At 67.7% G+C, this 19318-nt stretch carries 14 protein-coding genes and 1 pseudogene; 9 read left to right on the top strand and 6 right to left on the bottom strand.

Features of this window, described 5'->3' with window-relative positions; all coding sequences use genetic code 11:
* Nucleotides 1-52: 52 nt before the first annotated feature.
* Both JX552_RS23685 and JX552_RS23680 read right to left on the bottom strand, forming a co-directional pair.
* Nucleotides 53-1207 carry an Rv1157c family protein gene (locus tag JX552_RS23685; RefSeq protein ID WP_205874272.1) on the bottom strand — a complete coding sequence of 385 codons (1155 nt, stop codon included), beginning with the start codon at nucleotides 1205-1207 and terminating at the stop codon, nucleotides 53-55.
* A 53-nt stretch (nucleotides 1208-1260) separates the two neighbouring features.
* Nucleotides 1261-2046 carry a hypothetical protein gene (locus JX552_RS23680; RefSeq protein ID WP_205874271.1) on the bottom strand — a complete coding sequence of 262 codons (786 nt, stop codon included), beginning with the start codon at nucleotides 2044-2046 and terminating at the stop codon, nucleotides 1261-1263.
* A 156-nt stretch (nucleotides 2047-2202) separates the two neighbouring features.
* On the opposite strand from JX552_RS23680, the gene JX552_RS23675 reads away from it, so the two are divergent.
* On the top strand, nucleotides 2203-3486 hold the full coding sequence (locus JX552_RS23675; RefSeq protein ID WP_205878646.1) for a mannosyltransferase: 1284 nt from the start codon (nucleotides 2203-2205) through the stop codon (nucleotides 3484-3486).
* A gap of 64 nt (nucleotides 3487-3550) precedes the next feature.
* Here the strand turns inward: JX552_RS23675 and JX552_RS23670 are convergent, their stop codons facing one another.
* On the bottom strand, nucleotides 3551-3847 hold the full coding sequence (locus JX552_RS23670) for a 4a-hydroxytetrahydrobiopterin dehydratase (protein ID WP_205874270.1): 297 nt from the start codon (nucleotides 3845-3847) through the stop codon (nucleotides 3551-3553).
* A gap of 27 nt (nucleotides 3848-3874) precedes the next feature.
* Here JX552_RS23670 and JX552_RS23665 point away from each other — a divergent pair, with 27 nt between their 5' ends.
* Nucleotides 3875-4261, top strand: coding sequence for a (deoxy)nucleoside triphosphate pyrophosphohydrolase (locus JX552_RS23665; RefSeq protein ID WP_205874269.1), 387 nt, complete (start codon nucleotides 3875-3877; stop codon nucleotides 4259-4261).
* A gap of 4 nt (nucleotides 4262-4265) precedes the next feature.
* Here the strand turns inward: JX552_RS23665 and JX552_RS23660 are convergent, their stop codons facing one another.
* Nucleotides 4266-6362 (bottom strand): serine/threonine-protein kinase, encoded by a 2097-nt coding sequence (locus JX552_RS23660; RefSeq protein WP_205874268.1) that lies wholly within the window; start codon nucleotides 6360-6362, stop codon nucleotides 4266-4268.
* 91 nt (nucleotides 6363-6453) lie between these two features.
* Here JX552_RS23660 and typA point away from each other — a divergent pair, with 91 nt between their 5' ends.
* The 4 genes and pseudogenes from typA (at nucleotide 6454) to JX552_RS23640 (ending at nucleotide 12897) form a co-directional block, all read left to right on the top strand.
* Nucleotides 6454-8343, top strand: a complete 1890-nt coding sequence (typA, locus tag JX552_RS23655) for a translational GTPase TypA (protein WP_205874267.1) — start codon at nucleotides 6454-6456, stop codon at nucleotides 8341-8343.
* Between the two features lie 23 nt (nucleotides 8344-8366).
* A pseudogene (locus JX552_RS23650) lies at nucleotides 8367-10276 on the top strand (ABC transporter family substrate-binding protein).
* A gap of 226 nt (nucleotides 10277-10502) precedes the next feature.
* Nucleotides 10503-12602: a PE domain-containing protein gene (locus JX552_RS33485; RefSeq protein WP_205874266.1), complete on the top strand. Its 2100-nt coding sequence runs from the start codon at nucleotides 10503-10505 to the stop codon at nucleotides 12600-12602.
* A 151-nt stretch (nucleotides 12603-12753) separates the two neighbouring features.
* Nucleotides 12754-12897 carry a PE domain-containing protein gene (locus tag JX552_RS23640; protein ID WP_205874265.1) on the top strand — a complete coding sequence of 48 codons (144 nt, stop codon included), beginning with the start codon at nucleotides 12754-12756 and terminating at the stop codon, nucleotides 12895-12897.
* 469 nt (nucleotides 12898-13366) lie between these two features.
* Here the strand turns inward: JX552_RS23640 and JX552_RS23635 are convergent, their stop codons facing one another.
* Entirely contained in the window at nucleotides 13367-13981 is a 615-nt protein-coding gene (locus tag JX552_RS23635) for a TetR/AcrR family transcriptional regulator (protein WP_205874264.1), read from the bottom strand.
* Between the two features lie 84 nt (nucleotides 13982-14065).
* On the opposite strand from JX552_RS23635, the gene mshB reads away from it, so the two are divergent.
* Together mshB and JX552_RS23625 are read left to right on the top strand one after the other, a co-directional pair.
* Entirely contained in the window at nucleotides 14066-14965 is a 900-nt protein-coding gene (gene mshB / locus JX552_RS23630) for an N-acetyl-1-D-myo-inositol-2-amino-2-deoxy-alpha-D-glucopyranoside deacetylase (RefSeq protein ID WP_205874263.1), read from the top strand.
* Between the two features lie 102 nt (nucleotides 14966-15067).
* The gene (locus tag JX552_RS23625; protein WP_205874262.1) at nucleotides 15068-15529 is read left to right on the top strand and encodes a hypothetical protein; all 462 of its coding nucleotides are present in this window, start codon (nucleotides 15068-15070) and stop codon (nucleotides 15527-15529) included.
* Nucleotides 15530-15532: 3 nt separating this feature from the next.
* Here JX552_RS23625 and JX552_RS33480 read toward each other — a convergent pair whose 3' ends face one another.
* A complete protein-coding gene (locus tag JX552_RS33480; RefSeq protein ID WP_205874261.1) occupies nucleotides 15533-16396 on the bottom strand; it encodes a PE family protein in 864 nt (287 codons plus the stop codon).
* A 282-nt stretch (nucleotides 16397-16678) separates the two neighbouring features.
* On the opposite strand from JX552_RS33480, the gene JX552_RS23615 reads away from it, so the two are divergent.
* Nucleotides 16679-19252, top strand: a complete 2574-nt coding sequence (locus JX552_RS23615) for a bifunctional FO biosynthesis protein CofGH (RefSeq protein ID WP_205878645.1) — start codon at nucleotides 16679-16681, stop codon at nucleotides 19250-19252.
* Nucleotides 19253-19318: the final 66 nt, after the last annotated feature.

Raw genomic sequence — 19318 nt, 5'->3', positions numbered from 1 at the left:
GCCACGCCGTGGCCGGTGTACACATGCGCGTGCTCGCGGCAACGCTAGGTGATCAGGGCACCACCGTCGAGCCGATGGTGGGCATGAACTGGCACTGACGATCCTTCGTGGTGACCTGCCCGAAGATCGTCGACATGATGCTGCCCGATCCGGTGTCCACAATGGCGGTCAGCGTCGTCGGACCTTCGCCGTTGATGTCGGTGCGCGGCTTGAGGGTGGCACTGCCCGATTTGCCGGTGGTGAGGTTGACCCACGTGACATTCAGGGGCAGCCGCTGCACCTCCGCGGGCCCGGGGGTACCGACGGCGGTGAACACATAGGCGGTCTGGCCCGGTCCGGGACCCGGCGTCGGGATGGGGGCCGGCCCGGCCACCGATAGCGCTGTGGCCAGGGCATTGGTGCCGTCCCCGAGGCAGTTCGTGCCGATCGACGGGTACATGAAGTCCTGGGTGGGCGGGGCGTCAGGGCCGAATACCGGAGCGGCGGCCGCCGGTGCGGCAGCGGGAGCGGGAGCCGGCGCCGGTGCCGGAGCGGGAGCCGGCGCTGGTTGAGCGGCTGGGGCCGGAGCCGGCGCGGGCGCGGCGGCTGGTGCGGGAGCCGGAGCCGGCGCGGGCGCCGCCGCGGGTGCGGGCGCCGCCGCGGGCGCGGCGGCTGGTGCGGGTGCGGGTAGCGCACGGGGGGCGGGTTCCGGTCCGGGCGGGGGCGGAGATACCGGCCGGGGACTGACCACCGAGGGGACCGCGTCCGGTGCCGCGGGACCCGCTGCGTGGCTCGGGTCGACGCCCGTCGGCAGATGCGGGAGCGTGCCGGGTTCGACGCCGGGCGGCGGCACGTGCGGCACCGCCGCCCCTTCGGGCGGGGTGCCACCGGGAGGTACCTGGCTGCTCAGATGCGGTGTGCCAGCGGGGTCGGCCACGAACTGGTTGACCGACGAGGCGACGTTCTTGGCCTCACTGGGTGCTGTCGGATTGTGGGTGAAGGCCTGCGCGGCGGCCATCAGAAGCTGCGTCGCCTGCCCCGGATTTCCGGCTGCCTGCTGGATTATCGGGCTCAACTCGGTCAACGCCGGCAGGCCCGGAAGCTGTTGAGTGGGGTTGGGCGGCGGTGTCGCCGGGTCGGCTGCCGCGCTCGGAACGAGCATGAGCGCGGCAGCCGAAGTGACGACGACTGCGGCCAAACCTTTGGACAGATTCCAAGTGCTTGCCACGGTGTTTTCTCCCGGTTTGTTGGTAGTAGGTCAGCCGTCGGTGGTGACTGAGCTCAGGGCAGCGCGGCGAGCAACGTCTGCGGACCGCTCGCCCCGGGTGCGCCGGCGCCCGAGAGCCCCGGAATCCCCGACGTGATGGCCGGCAGCGCCGCTTGGGCGAGTCCTGGAATCGAGCTCGCCAGACCGGGCAGTGACGCCGCCGGGGAGGCGGGCACGGCCGGCGCCGCGGGAGCGGTGACACCCGGGATCGGTGTGTTGACCCCGGGGATCGGAATCGACGCCGGGGCGGGTGCCGCCGGAGCGGCCGGCGCGGTGAGGCCCGGCAGCGGTGCGTTCACTCCGGGAATCGACGGAACCGATGCCGGCGCCGGTGCGGCCGGGGCAGCCGGGGCCGCCAGGCTCGGGAGTGGTGCGTTCACTCCGGGAATCGACGGAACCGAAGCCGGGGCGGGTGCTGCCGGGGCGGCGGGTGGGGTGAGACCGGGCAGCGGTGCGTTCACTCCGGGGATGGATGGTGTTGCCGCCGGAGCGGTGGCGGCGGGGGCCGGAGCGGTCGCCCCTGGCAGCACCGACGGCAGGTTCAACCCGCCGGGTGCGGCCGGAGCCGGGTCGGGTGCGCGCAGCACACCTTGGGGTGCCGGCGGAGTGGCACCGAGAGCCGTTGCCAGGTTCTGCAGAATCTGCGGCGCGTTGGCTGCCGACGCGATCAGCTGCTGGGGGATGTTGGGCTGCGCCGGAGCGGGCGCGGGGTCGGCGTGGGCAATGCCGCCGGTGAGTAGCGCGGCGGACGAACCGACCAGGACGGCGGCGGCTCGGACGTAAGTCCAGATGGTTGGCATGGCTCTCCCTGATTGCTGATTGTTCGATGACTGGTCCCAGAGCCGAAGCTATCTTGGTACAGAAGTGACTCAAGTGACACGTGTGGCATTTATGGGATCGTTACCGATACGAGCGGAGGCGGTGACCGCCGACCTGGGAATCGTGTTCGCACCGTTATCAAAGGGCCGGACGCGCGCAGCGCCGGCCGAGTTGTCGGCAAGGCCGTCGGTAAAGTCGGTCCGATAGACACCACTTCGGCCGCTGCGGCGGCACGTGCCGCTGGGCGGCGGGGAGCATTGCTGCACAAGCTGGCGCTGCCGCTGTTGATCCTGAGCATCTCGGCGCGCTTCGCCTGGACGTACCTGGCGCCGAACGGCGCAAACTTCGTCGACCTGCATGTCTATGTCGGTGGCGCCGCTGCCCTGGATCATCCCGGCACCCTGTACAGCTATGTCTACGCCGACCAGACGCCGGACTTCCCGCTGCCGTTCACCTACCCGCCGTTTGCTGCAGTGGTCCTCTACCCGATGCACTTGGTGCCGTTCGGGGTGCTGGCTTTCCTGTGGCACGTCGCGATAGTGGCGGCGCTGTACGCCGTGGTGCGCGTCAGTCAACGGTTGATCGGGACCGCCGCGGACCGGCGGGCCGCGATGTTGTGGACCGCGGTGGGCATCTGGATCGAACCGCTGCGCAGCAATTTCGACTACGGCCAGATCAACGTGTTCCTGGTGCTGGCCGTCTTGTATGCGGTGTACACCACCCGGTGGTGGCTGTCCGGGTTGCTGGTGGGGTCGGCGGCGGCCGTCAAGTTGACTCCCGCGGTCGCGGGCATCTACCTGTTGGGTGCGCGCCGCTGGTCTGCGGCATTGTTCTCGCTGGCGACCTTCCTGTGCACGATCGGGGTGTCGCTCTTCGTGGTCGGCGATCAGGCCCGTTACTACTTCACCGATCTGCTCGGCGACGCGCACCGGGTCGGACCCATCGCCACCTCGTTCAACCAGTCCTGGCGCGGCGCGATCTCTCGAATCGTCGGCTACGACGCCGGCTACGGGCCGTTGGTGCTGGCCGCCCTCGTCGTCACCGCCGTCGTCGCCGTGCTGGCCTGGCGGGCGCTGGCGGAGTCCGACGCGCTGGGCAGGCTGCTGGTGGTCGAACTGTTCGGCCTGCTGCTCTCACCCATTTCCTGGACACACCACTGGGTCTGGCTGGTGCCGCTGATGGTCTGGCTGATCCACGGGCCGCTGGGGGAGCGGCTCGGGGCAAAGGTCCTCGGGTGGGGCTGGCTGCTGCTGACCGTGACCGGCGTGCCGTGGTTGCTGAGTTTCGCGCAGCCGACCATCTGGGTGATCAGCCGACCGTGGTATCTGGCCTGGGCGGGATTGGTCTACGTGGTGGCGGCGATGGCGACGCTGGGGTGGATCGCCGCGACGCGGTCGGCGGGTCGCGCCACACAGGCGTGACGCTCGGCATCGACCGCCGCGCGGCGTGCTGCCCGGCGAGGCGAGTCGAGGCCGACCGGCTCGACTACGCGGACGAGGCGTCCCCGACGATGCCGTTGATGTCGCGCGCCATGTCGACGTCTTTCGGTGTGATCCCGCCCTCGGAATGCGTGACCAACGCGAAAGTAACTGTCCGCCAACGGATGTCGATGTCGGGGTGATGGTCTTTGGCTTCCGCTCGCTCACCCACCCGGCGCACGGCGTCGATACCGGCCAAGAATGACGGGAATTTGATGGAGCGGCGTAACGCACCATCGGCGCGTTCCCAGCCGTCCAGTTCGGGCAGTGCGGCGTCTACTTGCTCATCGGTGAGAACAGCCATGACACCGACGGTATACCGTCACTGGCCATGCCGACCCAGATCGTCGTCGCGGGCGCCATCATAAGCCGGTCGTCGGTATTGGTGGCGCAGCGCAGCCGGCCGCCCGACCTTGCCGGCTTGTGGGAGCTGCCCGGCGGCAAGGTCGCCGACGGGGAGACCGAGCCCGAGGCGCTGGCCCGCGAGCTGGCCGAGGAGTTGGGAGTGGAGGTCAGGGTCGGTGAACGCCTAGGTGAGGACATCACGCTGAACGACACGCTGACGCTGCGCGCCTACCGTGTCGAGTTGTCACGCGGAGAACCACACCCACGTGATCACCAGGCGCTGCGCTGGGTCGCCCCGGCAGAACTCACCGACGTGAATTGGGTGCCGGCCGATCGCAAGTGGCTGCCGGACCTGTTGTTGGCGCTGAGCTGACCGGTCAGCGTTTCGGCGCAGCGGTGCCGACCCGCCGGGCGAGCACGTGTGCGAAGGCGCCGGCGAGGAGCAACAGGGCGCCGACACCACTGGCGATCTGGTAGTTCAGCGCATCGAAGTTCGTCCAATGGCCGATGTAACCGGTCCAGCCGATCAGGCTTAAGGCCAAAATAACTGTGGCACAAGACATACAAGTGCGGGCCAGCGCCCGGCCAGGGTAAACATAGGCGGGAATTGCCAACAGCAGCGAGCCGACCAAGGCCAGCAGCAGAGCCACCGTCGGCGGCACCACGACTGTCCAATGAAGCAGGAGCGGAGCGGGTGCCAGCACGAGTAATCCCCAGCCTGCGACGGTCAGGTCGGCGTACCTCCGCCCCCGTCCGGCCAGCAGCAACGCGACTCCCGGGATCACGCCCAGCAGCAGCATCCAGACCAGAATGCTCGAATAGGTGTACCCGTCCCGCAGGTAGTAACTCAGCTTGAAGTGGCCGCGCCACGGCGCAATGAGGGCAGCGACTGCCAAGGCGAGCGCGGAGACACCGATCAGTGCAGCAGCGAGAGCCCCGGTGGCGGGCGCACGCTCGGCAGGCCGTTGCGGTGCCTGTCGCCGAAGCCACTGACTCGCCAGGCCGCCGGCAGTCGTCACGACCAGGCCCATCGCGACACCTGAGAACAGTGCCATCGCATGCAAGTTCACCCCTTTGAGGGGCGCCTCGGCCAAGTCGAAAAAGCCCAGAGCCAAGACAGCGGAACCACACATCACGTAGGCGCGGGCAAGTGAGCGGGTGGGGGCGGGGAACAGGGCGCCGACCAACAGCACTGACCCGATGACGCCCAGTCCAGCGCTCACGGCGACCAGGTCGCCGGGGAAGAGGACGCGGCACAACGCGGTCCCAACACCGGTGGTGACCAGAGCGGTACCCACGATCGTCCGATCGGGAAAGGCGCGACCGCGGCCCTTCGCCAGCAATACAAGGCCTGGGATCAGGCCGAGAAAGCTCAGCCACATCAGCACGCTCGGCACGAGGTAGCGGATCAGTTGCCACGAGCCACTCCGCCATGGAACGAGCAGGTACGTGGCTGCCAGCGACAGCAAGGCGACACCGGCCAGCGCACACCCCAGCCTGCTTGCGCCGATGGTCGGTCGGGACTCGGCAGGCGCAACGAGGGTGACGGCTTGCTGCGTGGGCAGGTTGGCATGCTGTTGGGTGCCGGGCATGGTCGGGGCAACCGGCCTGACGGGCGACGGGGGCGCCGGGGGCGCCGGTGGTCGCGGTGTCGGGGGAGAACCGCTGATCGCGTCGTGAGCGGCGGCGGCGAGCTCCCCGGCGGTCTGATACCGCTCGTTGGGCTGTTTGGCCATCCCGCGGGCGATGACGTGGTCCAACGCGCTGGGAACGGCGGGGTTGAGCTTGCTGGGTTTCGGCGGATCCATGGTCAGGTGTCCGGCGATCTGCTGCTCCATGCTGTCGCCGGGGAAGGGCCTCGCACCGGTGAGGCATTCGTGCAGCACGCAAGCCAGCGCGTAGACGTCGGCGCGGGCATCGACGGATCCGGCCAGAAATCGCTCGGGCGCCATGTAGGCGAAGGTGCCGACCATCATGCCGGTCTGGGTCATCCGGGTGGCCGAGGCGTCGTGCGCGATGCCGAAATCGATCAGGTACACATGCTCGTCAGCGGTCAACAGCGCGTTGGACGGCTTGACGTCGCGGTGCACCAGCCGGTTGCGGTGGGCGACGCTGAGTGCCGCAGCCAACTGCTGGATCACCCGCACCGCCCGCGCCGGGTCCATCGGGCCCTGCCGCGCCAGCAGTGTCTGCACGTCCACGCCCTCGATCACCGGCATCACCAGGTAGAGGCGGCCGTCGATCTCGCCGGTGTCGTGGATCGGGACGATGTGCGGCTCGGTCAGCCGGGCCGCGATCTGCGCCTCGCGGCGGAATCTCTCCCGGTAACCGGGCAAACCGGCCATTTCCGGCGGCAGCACCTTGATCGCCACCTCGCGGCCGATGACGGTGTCATTCGCCCGGAACACCTGGCCCATGCCGCCTTCGCCGATCAACTCGATCAGCCGGTAGCGCCCGAACGCCACCTCGTCCATAGCGGGGATGTTACTCAGGCACAGACGTCGTGAGCTGGCCAATTCGCCGCCAGTTCGCTATCGGGGGTCCCCCGCTGCCACAATCACCGACGTGCCATTCCGCAATGTCGCCATCGTCGCCCACGTCGACCACGGCAAAACAACCCTGGTCGACGCGATGCTGCGACAATCCGGTGCGCTGACCCACCGTGGTGACGACACCCAGGAACGCATCATGGACAGCGGTGACCTGGAGAAGGAAAAAGGCATCACCATCCTGGCCAAGAACACGGCCGTGCACCGTCACAACGCGGACGGAACGCTGACGGTGATCAATGTCATCGACACGCCCGGTCACGCCGACTTCGGTGGCGAGGTGGAACGCGGCCTGTCCATGGTGGACGGGGTGCTTCTGCTGGTCGACGCCTCGGAGGGCCCGCTGCCGCAGACCCGCTTCGTGCTGCGCAAGGCGCTGCAGGCGCATCTGCCGGTGATCCTCGTCGTCAACAAGACCGACCGGCCGGACGCCCGGATCGGCGAGGTGGTCGACGCCAGCCACGATCTGCTGCTCGACGTCGCCTCCGACCTCGACCCGGAAGCGGCCGCCGCGGCCGAGCATGCGTTGGGCCTGCCGACGCTGTATGCCTCCGGGCGGGCGGGCATCGCCAGCACCGAGCAACCCGCCGACGGTGAGGTGCCCGCCGGCGACAACCTCGACCCGCTGTTCGAGGTGCTGATGGAGCACATTCCGGCACCTCTGGGAGACCCGGAGGCGCCGCTGCAGGCGCTGGTCACCAACCTCGACGCATCGGCCTTCCTGGGCCGGCTGGCCCTGATCCGCATCTACAACGGCAAGCTGCGCAAGGGCCAGCAGGTGGCGTGGATGCGTGAGGTGGACGGAGTGCCCGTCATCACCAACGCCAAGATCACCGAATTGCTGGCCACCGAGGGCGTGGAGCGCAGTCCGACGCAGGAGGCGGCGGCGGGGGACATCGTGGCGGTCGCGGGGTTGCCCGAGATCATGATCGGCGACACACTGGCCGATCCCGACCACGCCCATGCGCTGCCGCGTATCCACGTCGACGAGCCGGCCATTTCGGTGACCATCGGCACCAACACCTCGCCGCTGGCCGGCAAGGTGTCCGGCCACAAGCTGACCGCGCGCATGGTCCGCAACCGGCTGGACGCGGAGTTGGTCGGCAACGTCTCGATCCGGGTCGTCGACATCGGCCGGCCCGACGCGTGGGAGGTCCAGGGCCGCGGCGAGCTCGCGCTGGCCGTGTTGGTCGAGACGATGCGACGGGAGGGATTCGAGCTCACGGTCGGCAAGCCGCAGGTGGTCACCAGAACCATCGACGGCAAACTGCATGAGCCGTTCGAGGCGATGACCATCGACTGCCCCGAGGAATTCGTTGGCGCCATCACGCAACTGATGGCCGCCCGCAAGGGTCGCATGGAGGAGATGACCAACCACGCTGCCGGATGGGTCCGGATGGACTTCATCGTCCCCAGCCGCGGCCTGATCGGTTTCCGCACCGACTTCCTCACCCTGACGCGCGGGACCGGCATCGCCAACGCCGTGTTCGACGGCTACCGGCCATGGGCCGGTGAGATCCGCGCCCGGCACACCGGTTCGCTGGTGTCCGACCGCGCCGGCGCCATCACGCCGTTCGCGCTGATCCAACTCGCCGACCGAGGCCAGTTCTTCGTCGAACCCGGCCAGGACACCTACGAGGGCATGGTCGTCGGGATCAATCCGCGGGCCGAGGATCTCGATGTCAACGTCACCCGGGAAAAGAAGCTCACCAACATGCGGTCGTCGACCGCCGACGTCATCGAGACCCTGGCCAAGCCGCTCGAGCTGGACCTGGAACAGGCGATGGAGTTCTGCGCCCAGGACGAATGCGTCGAGGTGACTCCCGAGATCGTGCGGGTCCGCAAGGTCGAGCTGGACGCCACCTCGCGCGCCCGCAGCCGCTCGCGCGCCAAGGCTCGCGGGTAGGCCGCGTGCGCCTCGATACCCTGATTGGCGTGCTGCACCGAGCCCGCCACGTCCTGGTGGCGATCGGCGTGTTGGTGGCGGCTATCGGCCTGGTGTTGTCGGGATGCACGGTGAGTCCGCCGCCGGCGCCACAGAGCACCGACACCCCGCACAACGCGCCGCCACCGCCGCAGCACCCCACCCAGATCATCATGGGTATCGACTCGATCGGTGCGGGGTTCAACCCGCACCTGCTCTCGGACCTGTCCCCGGTGAACGCGGCGATCAGCGCCCTGGTGCTACCCAGTGCTTTCCGTCCGGTGCCCGATCCCAACTCCTCGACGGGTTCGCGGTGGGAGATGGACCCGACACTGCTGGTGGCGGCCGACGTGACGAGCGAGAACCCGTTCACGGTGACCTACAAGATCCGGCCCGAAGCCCAGTGGACGGACAACGCGCCGATCGCCGCGGACGACTTCTGGTATCTGTGGCGGCAGATGGTCAGTCAGCCCGGGGTGGTGGACCCGGCCGGCTATGACCTCATTACTGCTGTGCAGTCGCTCGAAGGCGGCAAACAGGCTGTCGTCACCTTCGCGCAGCCCTACCCGGCGTGGCGGGAGTTGTTCAACAACCTGCTGCCCGCGCACATCGTCAAAGACGTGCCGGGTGGGTTCGCCTCCGGCCTGGCGCGGGCATTGCCGGTCACCGGTGGGCAGTTCCGGGTGGAGAACATCGACCCGCAACGCGACGAGATCCTGATCGCCCGCAACGACCGATACTGGGGACCGCCCGCCAAGCCGGCGTTGATCCAGTTCCGGCGGGCCGGCGCCCCGGCCGCCCTGGCCGATTCGGTGCGCAACGGCGACACCCAGGTGGCCCAGGTGCACGGCGGGTCGGCAGCCTTCGCCCAGCTGTCCGCGATCCCCGATGTCCGGACCGCCCGCATCGTGACCCCCCGGGTCATGCAGTTGACGCTACGGGCGAACGAGCCCAAGCTGGCCGATTCCCAGGTCCGCAAGGCGATCCTGGGGTTGGTCGACGTCGACCTGCTCGCCGCGGTGGGAGCCGGCAGTGACAACACCGTCACCCTGGCCCAGGCGCAGATTCGTTCGCCCAGTGATCCGGGATATGTGCCGACCGCACCGCCGGCCATGAGCACGATGGCGGCGATGGGACTTCTGGAGGCCGCCGGCTTTCAAATCGAAACCAGCACATCGGTTTCGACGGCGCCCACTTCGACGGCGCCGGTGAGCACCGGACCGCCGGAAGTCATCCGCGGCCGAATCAGCAAGGACGGCAAGCAGTTATCGCTGGTGATCGGGGTGGCGGTGAACGACCCGACGTCGGTTGCGGTCGCGAATACCGCCGCTGACCAGCTGCGGAACGTCGGTATCGCCGCCAGCGTGCTGGCGCTGGACCCGGTGACGCTGTACCGCGACGCGCTGAACAACCACCAGGTGGACGCGTTGGTGGGTTGGCATCAGGCGGGCGGAAACCTGGCCACTTCCTTGGCTTCCCGGTTCGGGTGCCCCGCATTGCAGGCGACCGAGGTGCCCGCCCCGAATACTTCCATTACCCGACGACAACCGCGGCGACATCCCCGTCGCCCTCCGGTGCCACGACGCAGGCAGCACCGGACACCACGTCGGCCCCGACGACCCCCAGCCGCCAGCCCGAGCCGGGTGCCCTGGTGAAAGCACCGTCGAACCTGACTGGAATCTGCGACCGCAGTATCGAATCGAACATCGACGCCGCCCTCAACGGATCCAAGAACATCAATGACGTGATCACCGCGGTGGAGCCACGGCTGTGGAACATGGCGACGGTGCTACCGATCCTGCAGGACACCACCATCGTGGGAGCCGGCCCCAGTGTGCAGAACGTCAGCCTGACCGGCGCGGTCCCGGTCGGCATCGTCGGCGACGCCGGGCAGTGGGTCAAAGTCGGGCAATAGCCCGAATTTCATGCGATCCAAATCATTTGGTCATCTTCCCGAAACTGCGAGCATGCCGCGGGGCTTCGTGCGGACCCACCAATTGGGACTGCGACAAATTGTTACAAAAATCCACGTTTAGAAATCGCACGCTCCGGTCAACCCCCGCGATACGCTTCGGTCGGGGGTAGAGGGCACCTGATCGGGCCGGGGTAAGCCAGCAATCACTGCGGTCAGGGGTCGGTCCATGTCATTTGTCTTTGTCGAGCCACAAATAATGTCGGCGTTCGGCGCAGATCTGTCCGGTATCGGGTCGGCGCTGGGCGCCGCCAATGCGGCAGCGGCTGCGTCAACCACGGGCGTGCTAGCCGCGGCCGCCGACGAAGTGTCAGTGCAGATAGCCGCGCTGTTCTCGGAGAATGCCGCGGGGTATCAACAGGTCAGCGCGCAGGTCGCGGCGTCCTACGAACGTTTCGTGCAGGCCGTGACGGCGGGTGCCGGTGCCTACGCGGCGGCTGAAGCAAATACCGTGCAAGCGTTGGTCAATGGGCTGGCGGCGCCGTCGTTGTCGCTCGAAGGGTTTGGCCAGGCGTGGGCGGGCTTCACCGCCAATGTGGTCAATGCCGAGGTGTCGTTCAACCAGTCGCTGGTGGGCGCCGAGGTGGCGCTGCGGCAGGCCTTGTTGGGTGGCGGCAACGCACTGTCCAATGCTGCCGACGTCGGTCTGAACTTCGCCAACTCACTTGTCGGTGGGGGACAGCAGGCCGTCAATCTGCTTCTCGGAGCACAGGTTCCGGCCAACTTCAATACCAGCCTGGTCATCGACAGCGCCCTCGACGCCAACTTCGGGCCCGGCCTGCTCACCGGTGCCTTCAGCGGCGGGCTCTCCGGCCTCGGCGCACAACTGAACGCTGCCCTGTCCGGCAATCTCAGTGGCGGGCTGCCGGACTTCGCCGCTCTGGGTAATGCGTTCGCGGCCAACGTGAATGGCGGCCTTGCGAGTCTGGCTCAGACCGGCGGCATGCTTACGACCAGCCTGAGTTCCAGCCTGGCCGGGTTGGCTCAGACCGGTGGCAGATTCGCGGCCGACATCAGCGCTGCCTTGGCCGGGCTGCCGAGTTTCGAGGTGACCCTGCCGGCGCTGACGGGTGGGTTCGCCGCGAATCTGCCTGGGCTGGTTGCCAATCTGACCGGCGGGTTCTCGGGACTCGGCGCTCAGCTCAGCACCGCACTGAACGGCGCCTTGTCGGGGAACTTCGCGCTGCCGAACTTCAACTTCGCGCTGCCGAACTTCAACTTCGCAGTGCCCAACTTCGCCGCGTTCACCGAGGCCGGCGCCACCCTGGCGAGCAACCTCAGTGCCGGACTGGCCAACCTGAACGTCAGCCTGCCGGCGCTGGGCGGTCAGGTCAGTGCGGCACTGAGCGGCGCAGTCAACGGCGATACGGCGGGCTTGAACGCGTTGGTGAACGCGGTGGCGGCGCTGCCGACGACGGGGTTGGCTGGCTTCGAGGAATTGCAGAGCGGCATCTTGGGCGGTCTGGTCAGCAACGAAATCGCTTTCAACGAGGCACTTGTCGCCAACGAGATCGCGCTGTTCGGCGCACCGGCGCTGGCCGGACCTCTTGGCTACGCCGTCAACGCGGGGAACTTGCTGGTGGGTACCGGTGAGCAATTGGTCAACGCTGTGGTGGGCGCGCCGGCCGCGGGCCTGACGAGTAGCTTGATCGTCAACGGCGCGCTGGAGGCGCCCGGATTCCCGATCGGTGGAGGTCTGACCGGTGTTGCCCACCAACTGCTTTCGCTGAATGCGGCGCTGGGCGGCATACCAGGTCTCGACACGTCGTTGCTGACACAGCTGAACCTCACGCCGGCCAGTTTGCAGGGTTTGGTGGACAGCCAGTTGGCATTCAACGCCAACCTGGTCGCCAACGAGCAGTTGTTCCAGACAATGGTCTTCGGGACGGGCGGCGCTCTCAACGGGGCGGTGAACAACGCCTTCAACGGGCTGAACCTGCTGCTGGTCGGCACACCGCAGGGAGTCGTCAACGCCCTGCTGGGCGCCCCGGCCGTCGACCTGACCGGCAGCTTGCTGGTCAGCGCTCCGGGAGACGTGTTCGGCGGCGTCACCGCCGGTGGCTTACTGGGCGCGTTCGAGCAGAAGTGGCTGTTCGACGCGGCGGTGCTGAGCAGTCTCTTGTCGCCGATCCAGGTGACCCTCACCGGCGGGTTGCCGAGCCTGCTCGCCAACATCAACGCGACGTTGACGGGCGTACTCACCGGCACTGGCACGATCGGAGGCACCGTCGGTGTCGGCGTCGGTGGTGAAATCGGCGGGGACCTCTAGCCGCTGCGCACGGTACATCCCCTGATCGGCCCGTCATCTACCCGGTGGCGGACCGATCGGATTCGCCGCCGAGTTCGCTGGGCGAAGCGATATCCCCGTCGCGAACAGTTGTTTCGGCTAGCTCCCGGGATATCGGCACAGGGGAGTGCTGTTGCCGAGCAGGGAAACGGGCAGACGTGCCCATTTGGGGGTCGTGCCGGACTATCTGGCATCTGCGGCAACTGATCTGGCCAGCATCGGCTCGCTGGCCGGAGCCGCCGGTTCGGCCGCCGCAGCGGCGACGACCTCGGGGTAGCCCGCTGGCGCGGACGAGGTATTCGCCGCTACGTCAGCACTATTCGGGCACGTACGGGCAGACCTTTCAGGCCCTCGACGCACAGGCGCCACAGTTTGACGACCAGTTTGTGCAGGCCATTCGATCGGCGGCGGCAGGCGCAGATCGCCTTCGATTCGAATCTGGTGTTCGACGAGATCGGCTGAGAGCAAGCAATCTTCGGCTCTGGCAAGGCTCTAGACGGGGTGCTCACGTGCAGGTTCGATCTGGGCAGGGCACCGGCGGACTCGGGCGGGTATGCCGTCAATGCGCTTGTGGGTGAGCAAGTTCCAGCGAACCTCACGTAAAGTCGGTCGACGGGCAGCCGTGCACAGGGTCTTCAGCGGCGGCGCCATTGGTGGTTCGCTGCTTTCGACCGGCGCTTGGCGGCCGGGCTGGATCTGGCTGGTCTGATTACCGGCGGCTGAGTGGCGCGACGTTGCAGCGGATGTCAATTAACATGCGCTGCCTTGCTTTTGGGTGGTATGACGGTATCCACGATCAGCGCCAGTTCCCGGCGGGTCGGCGGTGTGCCGGTGAGCATGAAGTGCTGGTTGATCAGAGCCGATCCGATGCGCGCAGTCAACGGGGTGATCGTCGCCGGATCGATATCTCCATCGTGGACCGCGGCTTTCAAGATCGACTCGACGATCTTGACCCGCGGGACCACCACGGCGTCGACGAAGATCGCCCGCAATTCGGGCTCGTGAATCAGCTGGCTGATGATCGCCAGGCCGGGGAAGTCGGTCTTGCCCGCCAGTACGTCACGATGAGCCGTGAACACCGCGAGCAGATTCTCCCGGGCCGAGCGGCCGGCGCGCGGCTCCGGCAGCGGTGGCACGTTGTGGGTCATAGCGGCCTGTACCAGGTCATGCTTGCTTGCCCAGCGCCGGTATAGCGCCGCCTTGCCGGTGTGTGCGCGGGCCGCGATGCCCTCCATGGTCAGACCGCCGTACCCGGCGGAGGCCAGCTCCGCCAAGGTTGCCGAGTAGAGCGCACGTTCGAGCACTTCGCCGCGCCGGCGGCTGCGGCTGGCGCTCGATGTGGTCCTGGTCCCCTGCGACATTGGTCGATAGTAGCCGTTAGCGTTCCTATCGTTCGCTGAAGGCGGATTTTCCGGCCGCTGACCGGTCGGCGGTAGGGTTCGTCCATGCATGAAACGCCGCGGCTGATGTTCGTCCATGCACATCCCGACGACGAGAGTCTGGCCAACGGCGCCACCATCGCGCACTACACCGCACGCGGTGCGCAGGTCCATGTCGTGACCTGCACCCTCGGGGAGGAAGGTGAGGTTGTCGGGGACCGGTGGGCTCAACTCGCCGTCGACCACGCGGATCAGCTCGGCGGTTACCGCATCAGCGAACTCAGCCGGGCCTTGCACGCACTGGGTGTCGACGGTCCGGTTTATCTTGGCGGAGCGGGCCGTTGGCGCGACTCCGGCATGGCCGGGACCGAGCCGCGCAGCCGGCGCCGATTCGTCGATGCCGACGAGCGTGAAGCCGTCGGCGCCCTCGTCGCGCTGATCCGCGAACTGCGCCCGCATGTGGTGGTGACCTACGACCCCAACGGCGGCTACGGCCATCCGGACCACATCCGCACGCACGCCGTCACGACCTCGGCGGTGGCTGCCGCCGGCGACGCGGACGACTTCCCCGGTGACCCGTGGCCGGTGCCGAAGTTCTACTGGACGGTCCTGGGCCGGAACGCCATGGTCGCCGGCCTGCGATCGTTGGTACCTGAAGACCTGCGTCCCGAATGGATCCTGCCGCCCGAGGACATCCCCTTCGCCTTCCTCGACGAGGACATCAACGCCGTCGTGGAGGCCGGTGCGGACGCACACGCAGCAAAGGTCGCCGCGCTCGCCGCGCACGCCACCCAACTCACCGTGGGCGCGACCGGACGGGCCTGTGCCCTGTCCAATAACCTTGCACTGCCCATCGTCTCGCAGGAGCACTACATTCTGGTCGCGGGTTCGGCAGGGGAGCGGGACGAACGCGGCTGGGAAACGGATTTGCTTGCCGGTCTGGGCATCACCGGCCCGGGCAACTAGGCTTTGACACAGGCCGCCTCGAAAGGAAGAGGAAGGAACTCGCATGGACCCCGACCTGGACCCTAATCTGCAGCACTGGCAGGACCGACTCGACAGCCTGCAGTGGGTACTCGGTTCGATCGCCTCGCAGATCGACAGCGTTCCAACCTGACCGACACACAGCCACGCGTCGTCTCGACTGAGGAGACCGGCGCGACGGATCCGGCCATCCGGTTTGTTGTCTTGGCGTTGCTGGCCGTCGACGGGGTGCTTTCCGCGCTGGCCGGGGCGCTACTGTTGCCCTCCTATATCGGATCGATGCCCTTTCCGATCAGCGCGTTGATCAGCGGTCTGGTCAACGCCGCCCTGGTATGGGCAGCGAGCCGCTGGACCACCTCGCCTCGCATGGCCGCACTCCCGTTGTGGACCTGGCTGCTCACCGTGGCGGTGGCCAGTTTGGGTGGTCCCGGTGGCGACATCATCCTCGGCGGTCAAGGGGCGATGGCGTACGCGGCGCTGGTCTTGATCGTGCTCGGCGTCGCGCCACCGGTATGGGTGCTGTGGCGACGGCGAGCCCACGCCTGAGCGTTACAGCGGCGGCCAGGGCGGCAGCGGCGGGAAGAAGCTCCGGATCCAGTACCACTCGGTGTAGAGGAATTGGTTGATCGACGCCGACGTCGCCGACCAGAAATTGGACAGCCCTTGGCTGAAGGTGATGGTTCCGCTCAACCAGTCCAGCGAGTTGAACAGGGCAGCCTGGACCATCGGTTCGAAGAGGTTGTAGAAGAAGTTGATCTGCGGGGCCAGAATCCCCACGTACGGCAACCAGCCCGCGAAGTACGAAGCCAGGTTGAATCCGTAAGCCACATAGGGCTCAACCGCGTTGTAGAAACCCTCGATAGCGGTCGCCCAAGAGACGGGGATCACCGCCGCCGTCGCCGCCTGCGCAGCCAATGGCCCCAGCAGGGCGCCACTGGCGGCCACGCCGCCCGATCCGCCGGTCGGGGCCAGTCGCAGCGCACTCAGCAGGTTGCCGGCGCCGGCACCTTGGAATGCGCTCTGAACCTGCTTCGCGGCGGCGGCGACCAGGTTCGGGGCGCCCGGACCGATCAGCGGGTGGCCCAGCAGTTGCCGCGCCGGCGCGCTGACCGCACTGTCCAGGGTCCGTGCCGCGCTGGTTTCGGTGTTGGCGTAGGACGCGGCGCTTGCGCCGAGGGCCTGCACAAACTTTTCGTGGAACGCCGCAACCTGGGTGCTGAGCTGCTGGTATCCCTGGGCATGAGACGAGAACAGCGCTGCGACCTGGGCGGAAACCTGATCGGCGGCGGCCGCTACCAGGCCGGTGGTGGGCAGCGACGCCGCCGCGTTGGCCGAGCTGATCTCCGAGCCGATGCCGGCGATGCTGGAGGCGGCCGCCTTCAGCGCCTCGGGCGACGCGTGCAGAAAAGCCATCTCGCTCACCCCCTTTAAATATCAGATTCGGCCAGTCGGTTCGAAATCTGCCAAGCCTTGCTCCGGCCGGCGGACAAGCTTCGATTTTATCGTGGTCGCGGCCGGTGGTGGCTGTACTTGGTGAAATGGGTCGTCAGTATGCATGCTGTCAGTCGCGTGCCGGTCGCCGCCTGCCGCTACTGTTGCGGAGGTGGGAGCGGGGTGCCCGCTTCCCGCGGCGCGGATCGTTCCCACCAGGTGGGACGCGCGGATGAAATCGGAGAGTGGGGAAGTTACACCAACGTGCCAGTAACACCGGGGCCACCGGAGCCGACGGTATTGCCCAATCCCGTCGTGCCACCCAGAGTCAGTAGCTCGGCGTTGCGCCGGGTGTTGCGCCGGGCCCGGGACGGGGTCGCCCTGAACCTTGACGAGGCCGCCGTCGCGATGAGCGCACGCGGAAACGATCTTGCCGATCTGTGCGCCAGTGCGGCGCGTGTCCGGGACGCGGGCCTGGAAACGGCCGGGCGTCGCGGTGCCACCGGACAGTTGCCGATCAGCTACTCGCGTAAGGTGTTCCTCCCGGTCACCCACCTTTGCCGGGATAACTGCCACTACTGCACCTTCGTCACCGTTCCCGGCAAGCTGCGTTCCCGGGGCATGGACATGTACATGGAGCCCGACGAGATCCTCGACGTCGCCCGCCGCGGAGCCGAGCTCGGTTGCAAGGAAGCGCTGTTCACTCTCGGTGACCGGCCCGAGGACCGGTGGCCCCAGGCCCGGGAATGGCTCGACGAGCGCGGCTACGACTCGACCCTGGCCTACGTGCGCGCCATGGCGATCCGGGTGCTGGAAGAGACCGGGTTGCTGCCGCATCTGAATCCCGGCGTCATGACCTGGTCGGAGATGTCCCGACTCAAGCCGGTGGCGCCGTCGATGGGCATGATGCTGGAGACCACCTCGCGGCGGCTGTTCGAAACCAAGGGTCTGGCGCACTACGGCAGCCCGGACAAAGACCCGGCCGTGCGGTTGCGTGCGCTGACCGACGCCGGACGGTTGTCCATTCCGTTCACCACCGGCCTGCTGGTGGGTATCGGTGAGACGCTGGCCGAGCGGGCCGACACGTTGCACGCGATTCGCAAGTCGCACAAGGAATTCGGGCACATCCAGGAAGTGATCGTGCAGAACTTCCGGGCCAAGGAGCACACCGCGATGGCCGACGTCCCCGACGCTGGCATCGAGGACTACCTAGCGACGGTCGCGGTGGCCCGACTGGTGCTCGGACCTGGCATGCGCATCCAGGCGCCGCCGAACCTGGTGTCCCGGGACGAATGCCTGGCGTTGGTCGCGGCCGGCGTCGACGACTGGGGTGGTGTCTCGCCGCTGACGCCCGATCACGTCAACCCCGAACGGCCGTGGCCGGCGTTGGATGACCTGGCCGCCGTCACCGCGCAGGCCGGGTACGACTTGGTTCAGCGGCTGACCGCGCAGCCGCGGTACGTGCAGGCCGGCGCGGCATGGATCGATCCCCGGGTGCGCGGACACGTTGTGGCGCTAGCCGATCCGGCTACCGGTTTCGCCCGCGACGTCAATCCGGTGGGCAAGCCGTGGCAGGAACCCGACGAGGTGACGTCCTCAGGTCGGGTGGACCTGGGCGCGGCGATCGACACCGAGGGCCGCAACAGCGAGGCACGAAGCGATCTCGACAGCGCTTTCGGGGACTGGGAATCCATCCGCTCGCGCGTGGACGAACTGGCGTCCCGCGCACCGGAACGGATCGACACCGATGTTCTGGCCGCGCTGCGCTCGGCGGAACGCGACCCGGGCGGCTGCACCGACGACGAATATCTCGCACTGGCTACAGCCGACGGACCGGCGTTGGAAGCCGTTGCCGCACTTGCTGATACGCTTCGCCGCGAGGTAGTCGGCGAGGACGTGACCTATGTGGTGAACCGCAACATCAACTTCACCAACATCTGCTACACCGGCTGCCGGTTCTGTGCGTTCGCGCAGCGCAAAGGGGACGCTGACGCGTACTCGCTGTCGGCGCAGGAGGTTGCCGACCGCGCCTGGGAGGCGCACGCGGCCGGGGCAACCGAGATCTGCATGCAGGGCGGCATCGACCCCGAGTTGCCGGTGACCGGTTACGCCGATCTGGTGCGGGCGGTCAAGTCTCGGGTGCCGTCGATGCACGTGCACGCGTTCTCCCCGATGGAGATCGCCAATGGCGTGACCAAGAGCGGGTTGAGCATTCGCGAGTGGTTGACCGGGCTGCGCGAGGCCGGACTCGACACCATTCCGGGCACCGCCGCCGAGATTCTCGACGACGAGGTGCGGTGGGTGCTTACCAAGGGCAAGTTGCCGACCTCGTTGTGGGTCGAGATCGTGACCACGGCCCACGAGGTTGGCCTGCGGTCGTCGTCGACCATGATGTACGGCCACGTCGACAGCCCGAAGCACTGGGTGGGGCACCTTAATGTGCTGCGCGGCATTCAGGACCGCACCGGCGGGTTCACGGAGTTCGTGCCGTTGCCGTTCGTGCACCAGAACTCGCCGCTGTATCTGGCTGGTGCCGCGCGGCCGGGGCCCACCCACCGCGACAACCGCGCGGTGCACGCACTGGCCAGGATCATGCTCCATGGGCGCATCGCGCACATTCAGACCAGCTGGGTCAAGCTGGGGGTGCAGCGCACCCAGGTGATGCTCACCGGCGGCGCCAACGACCTGGGCGGCACCCTGATGGAGGAAACGATTTCGCGGATGGCCGGCTCCGAACACGGCTCGGCGAAGTCGGCGGCCGAACTGGCCGCCATCGCGGAGGGAATCGGGCGACCCGCGCGCCAACGGACCACGACCTACGCGACGCTGGTCGCCTAGGTTTCTTTTCGATGGGTGCACCCGCCTCATGTGGAAACGGATTCACCGGGAGGCGGGCGCCCCGAG

It is taken from the genome of Mycobacterium gordonae (assembly GCF_017086405.1).
GTDB classification, from domain to species: domain Bacteria; phylum Actinomycetota; class Actinomycetes; order Mycobacteriales; family Mycobacteriaceae; genus Mycobacterium; species Mycobacterium gordonae_D.
The sequence above is the reverse complement of the archived record's forward strand: the minus strand, read 5'-3'. Positions and strand labels throughout refer to the sequence as shown.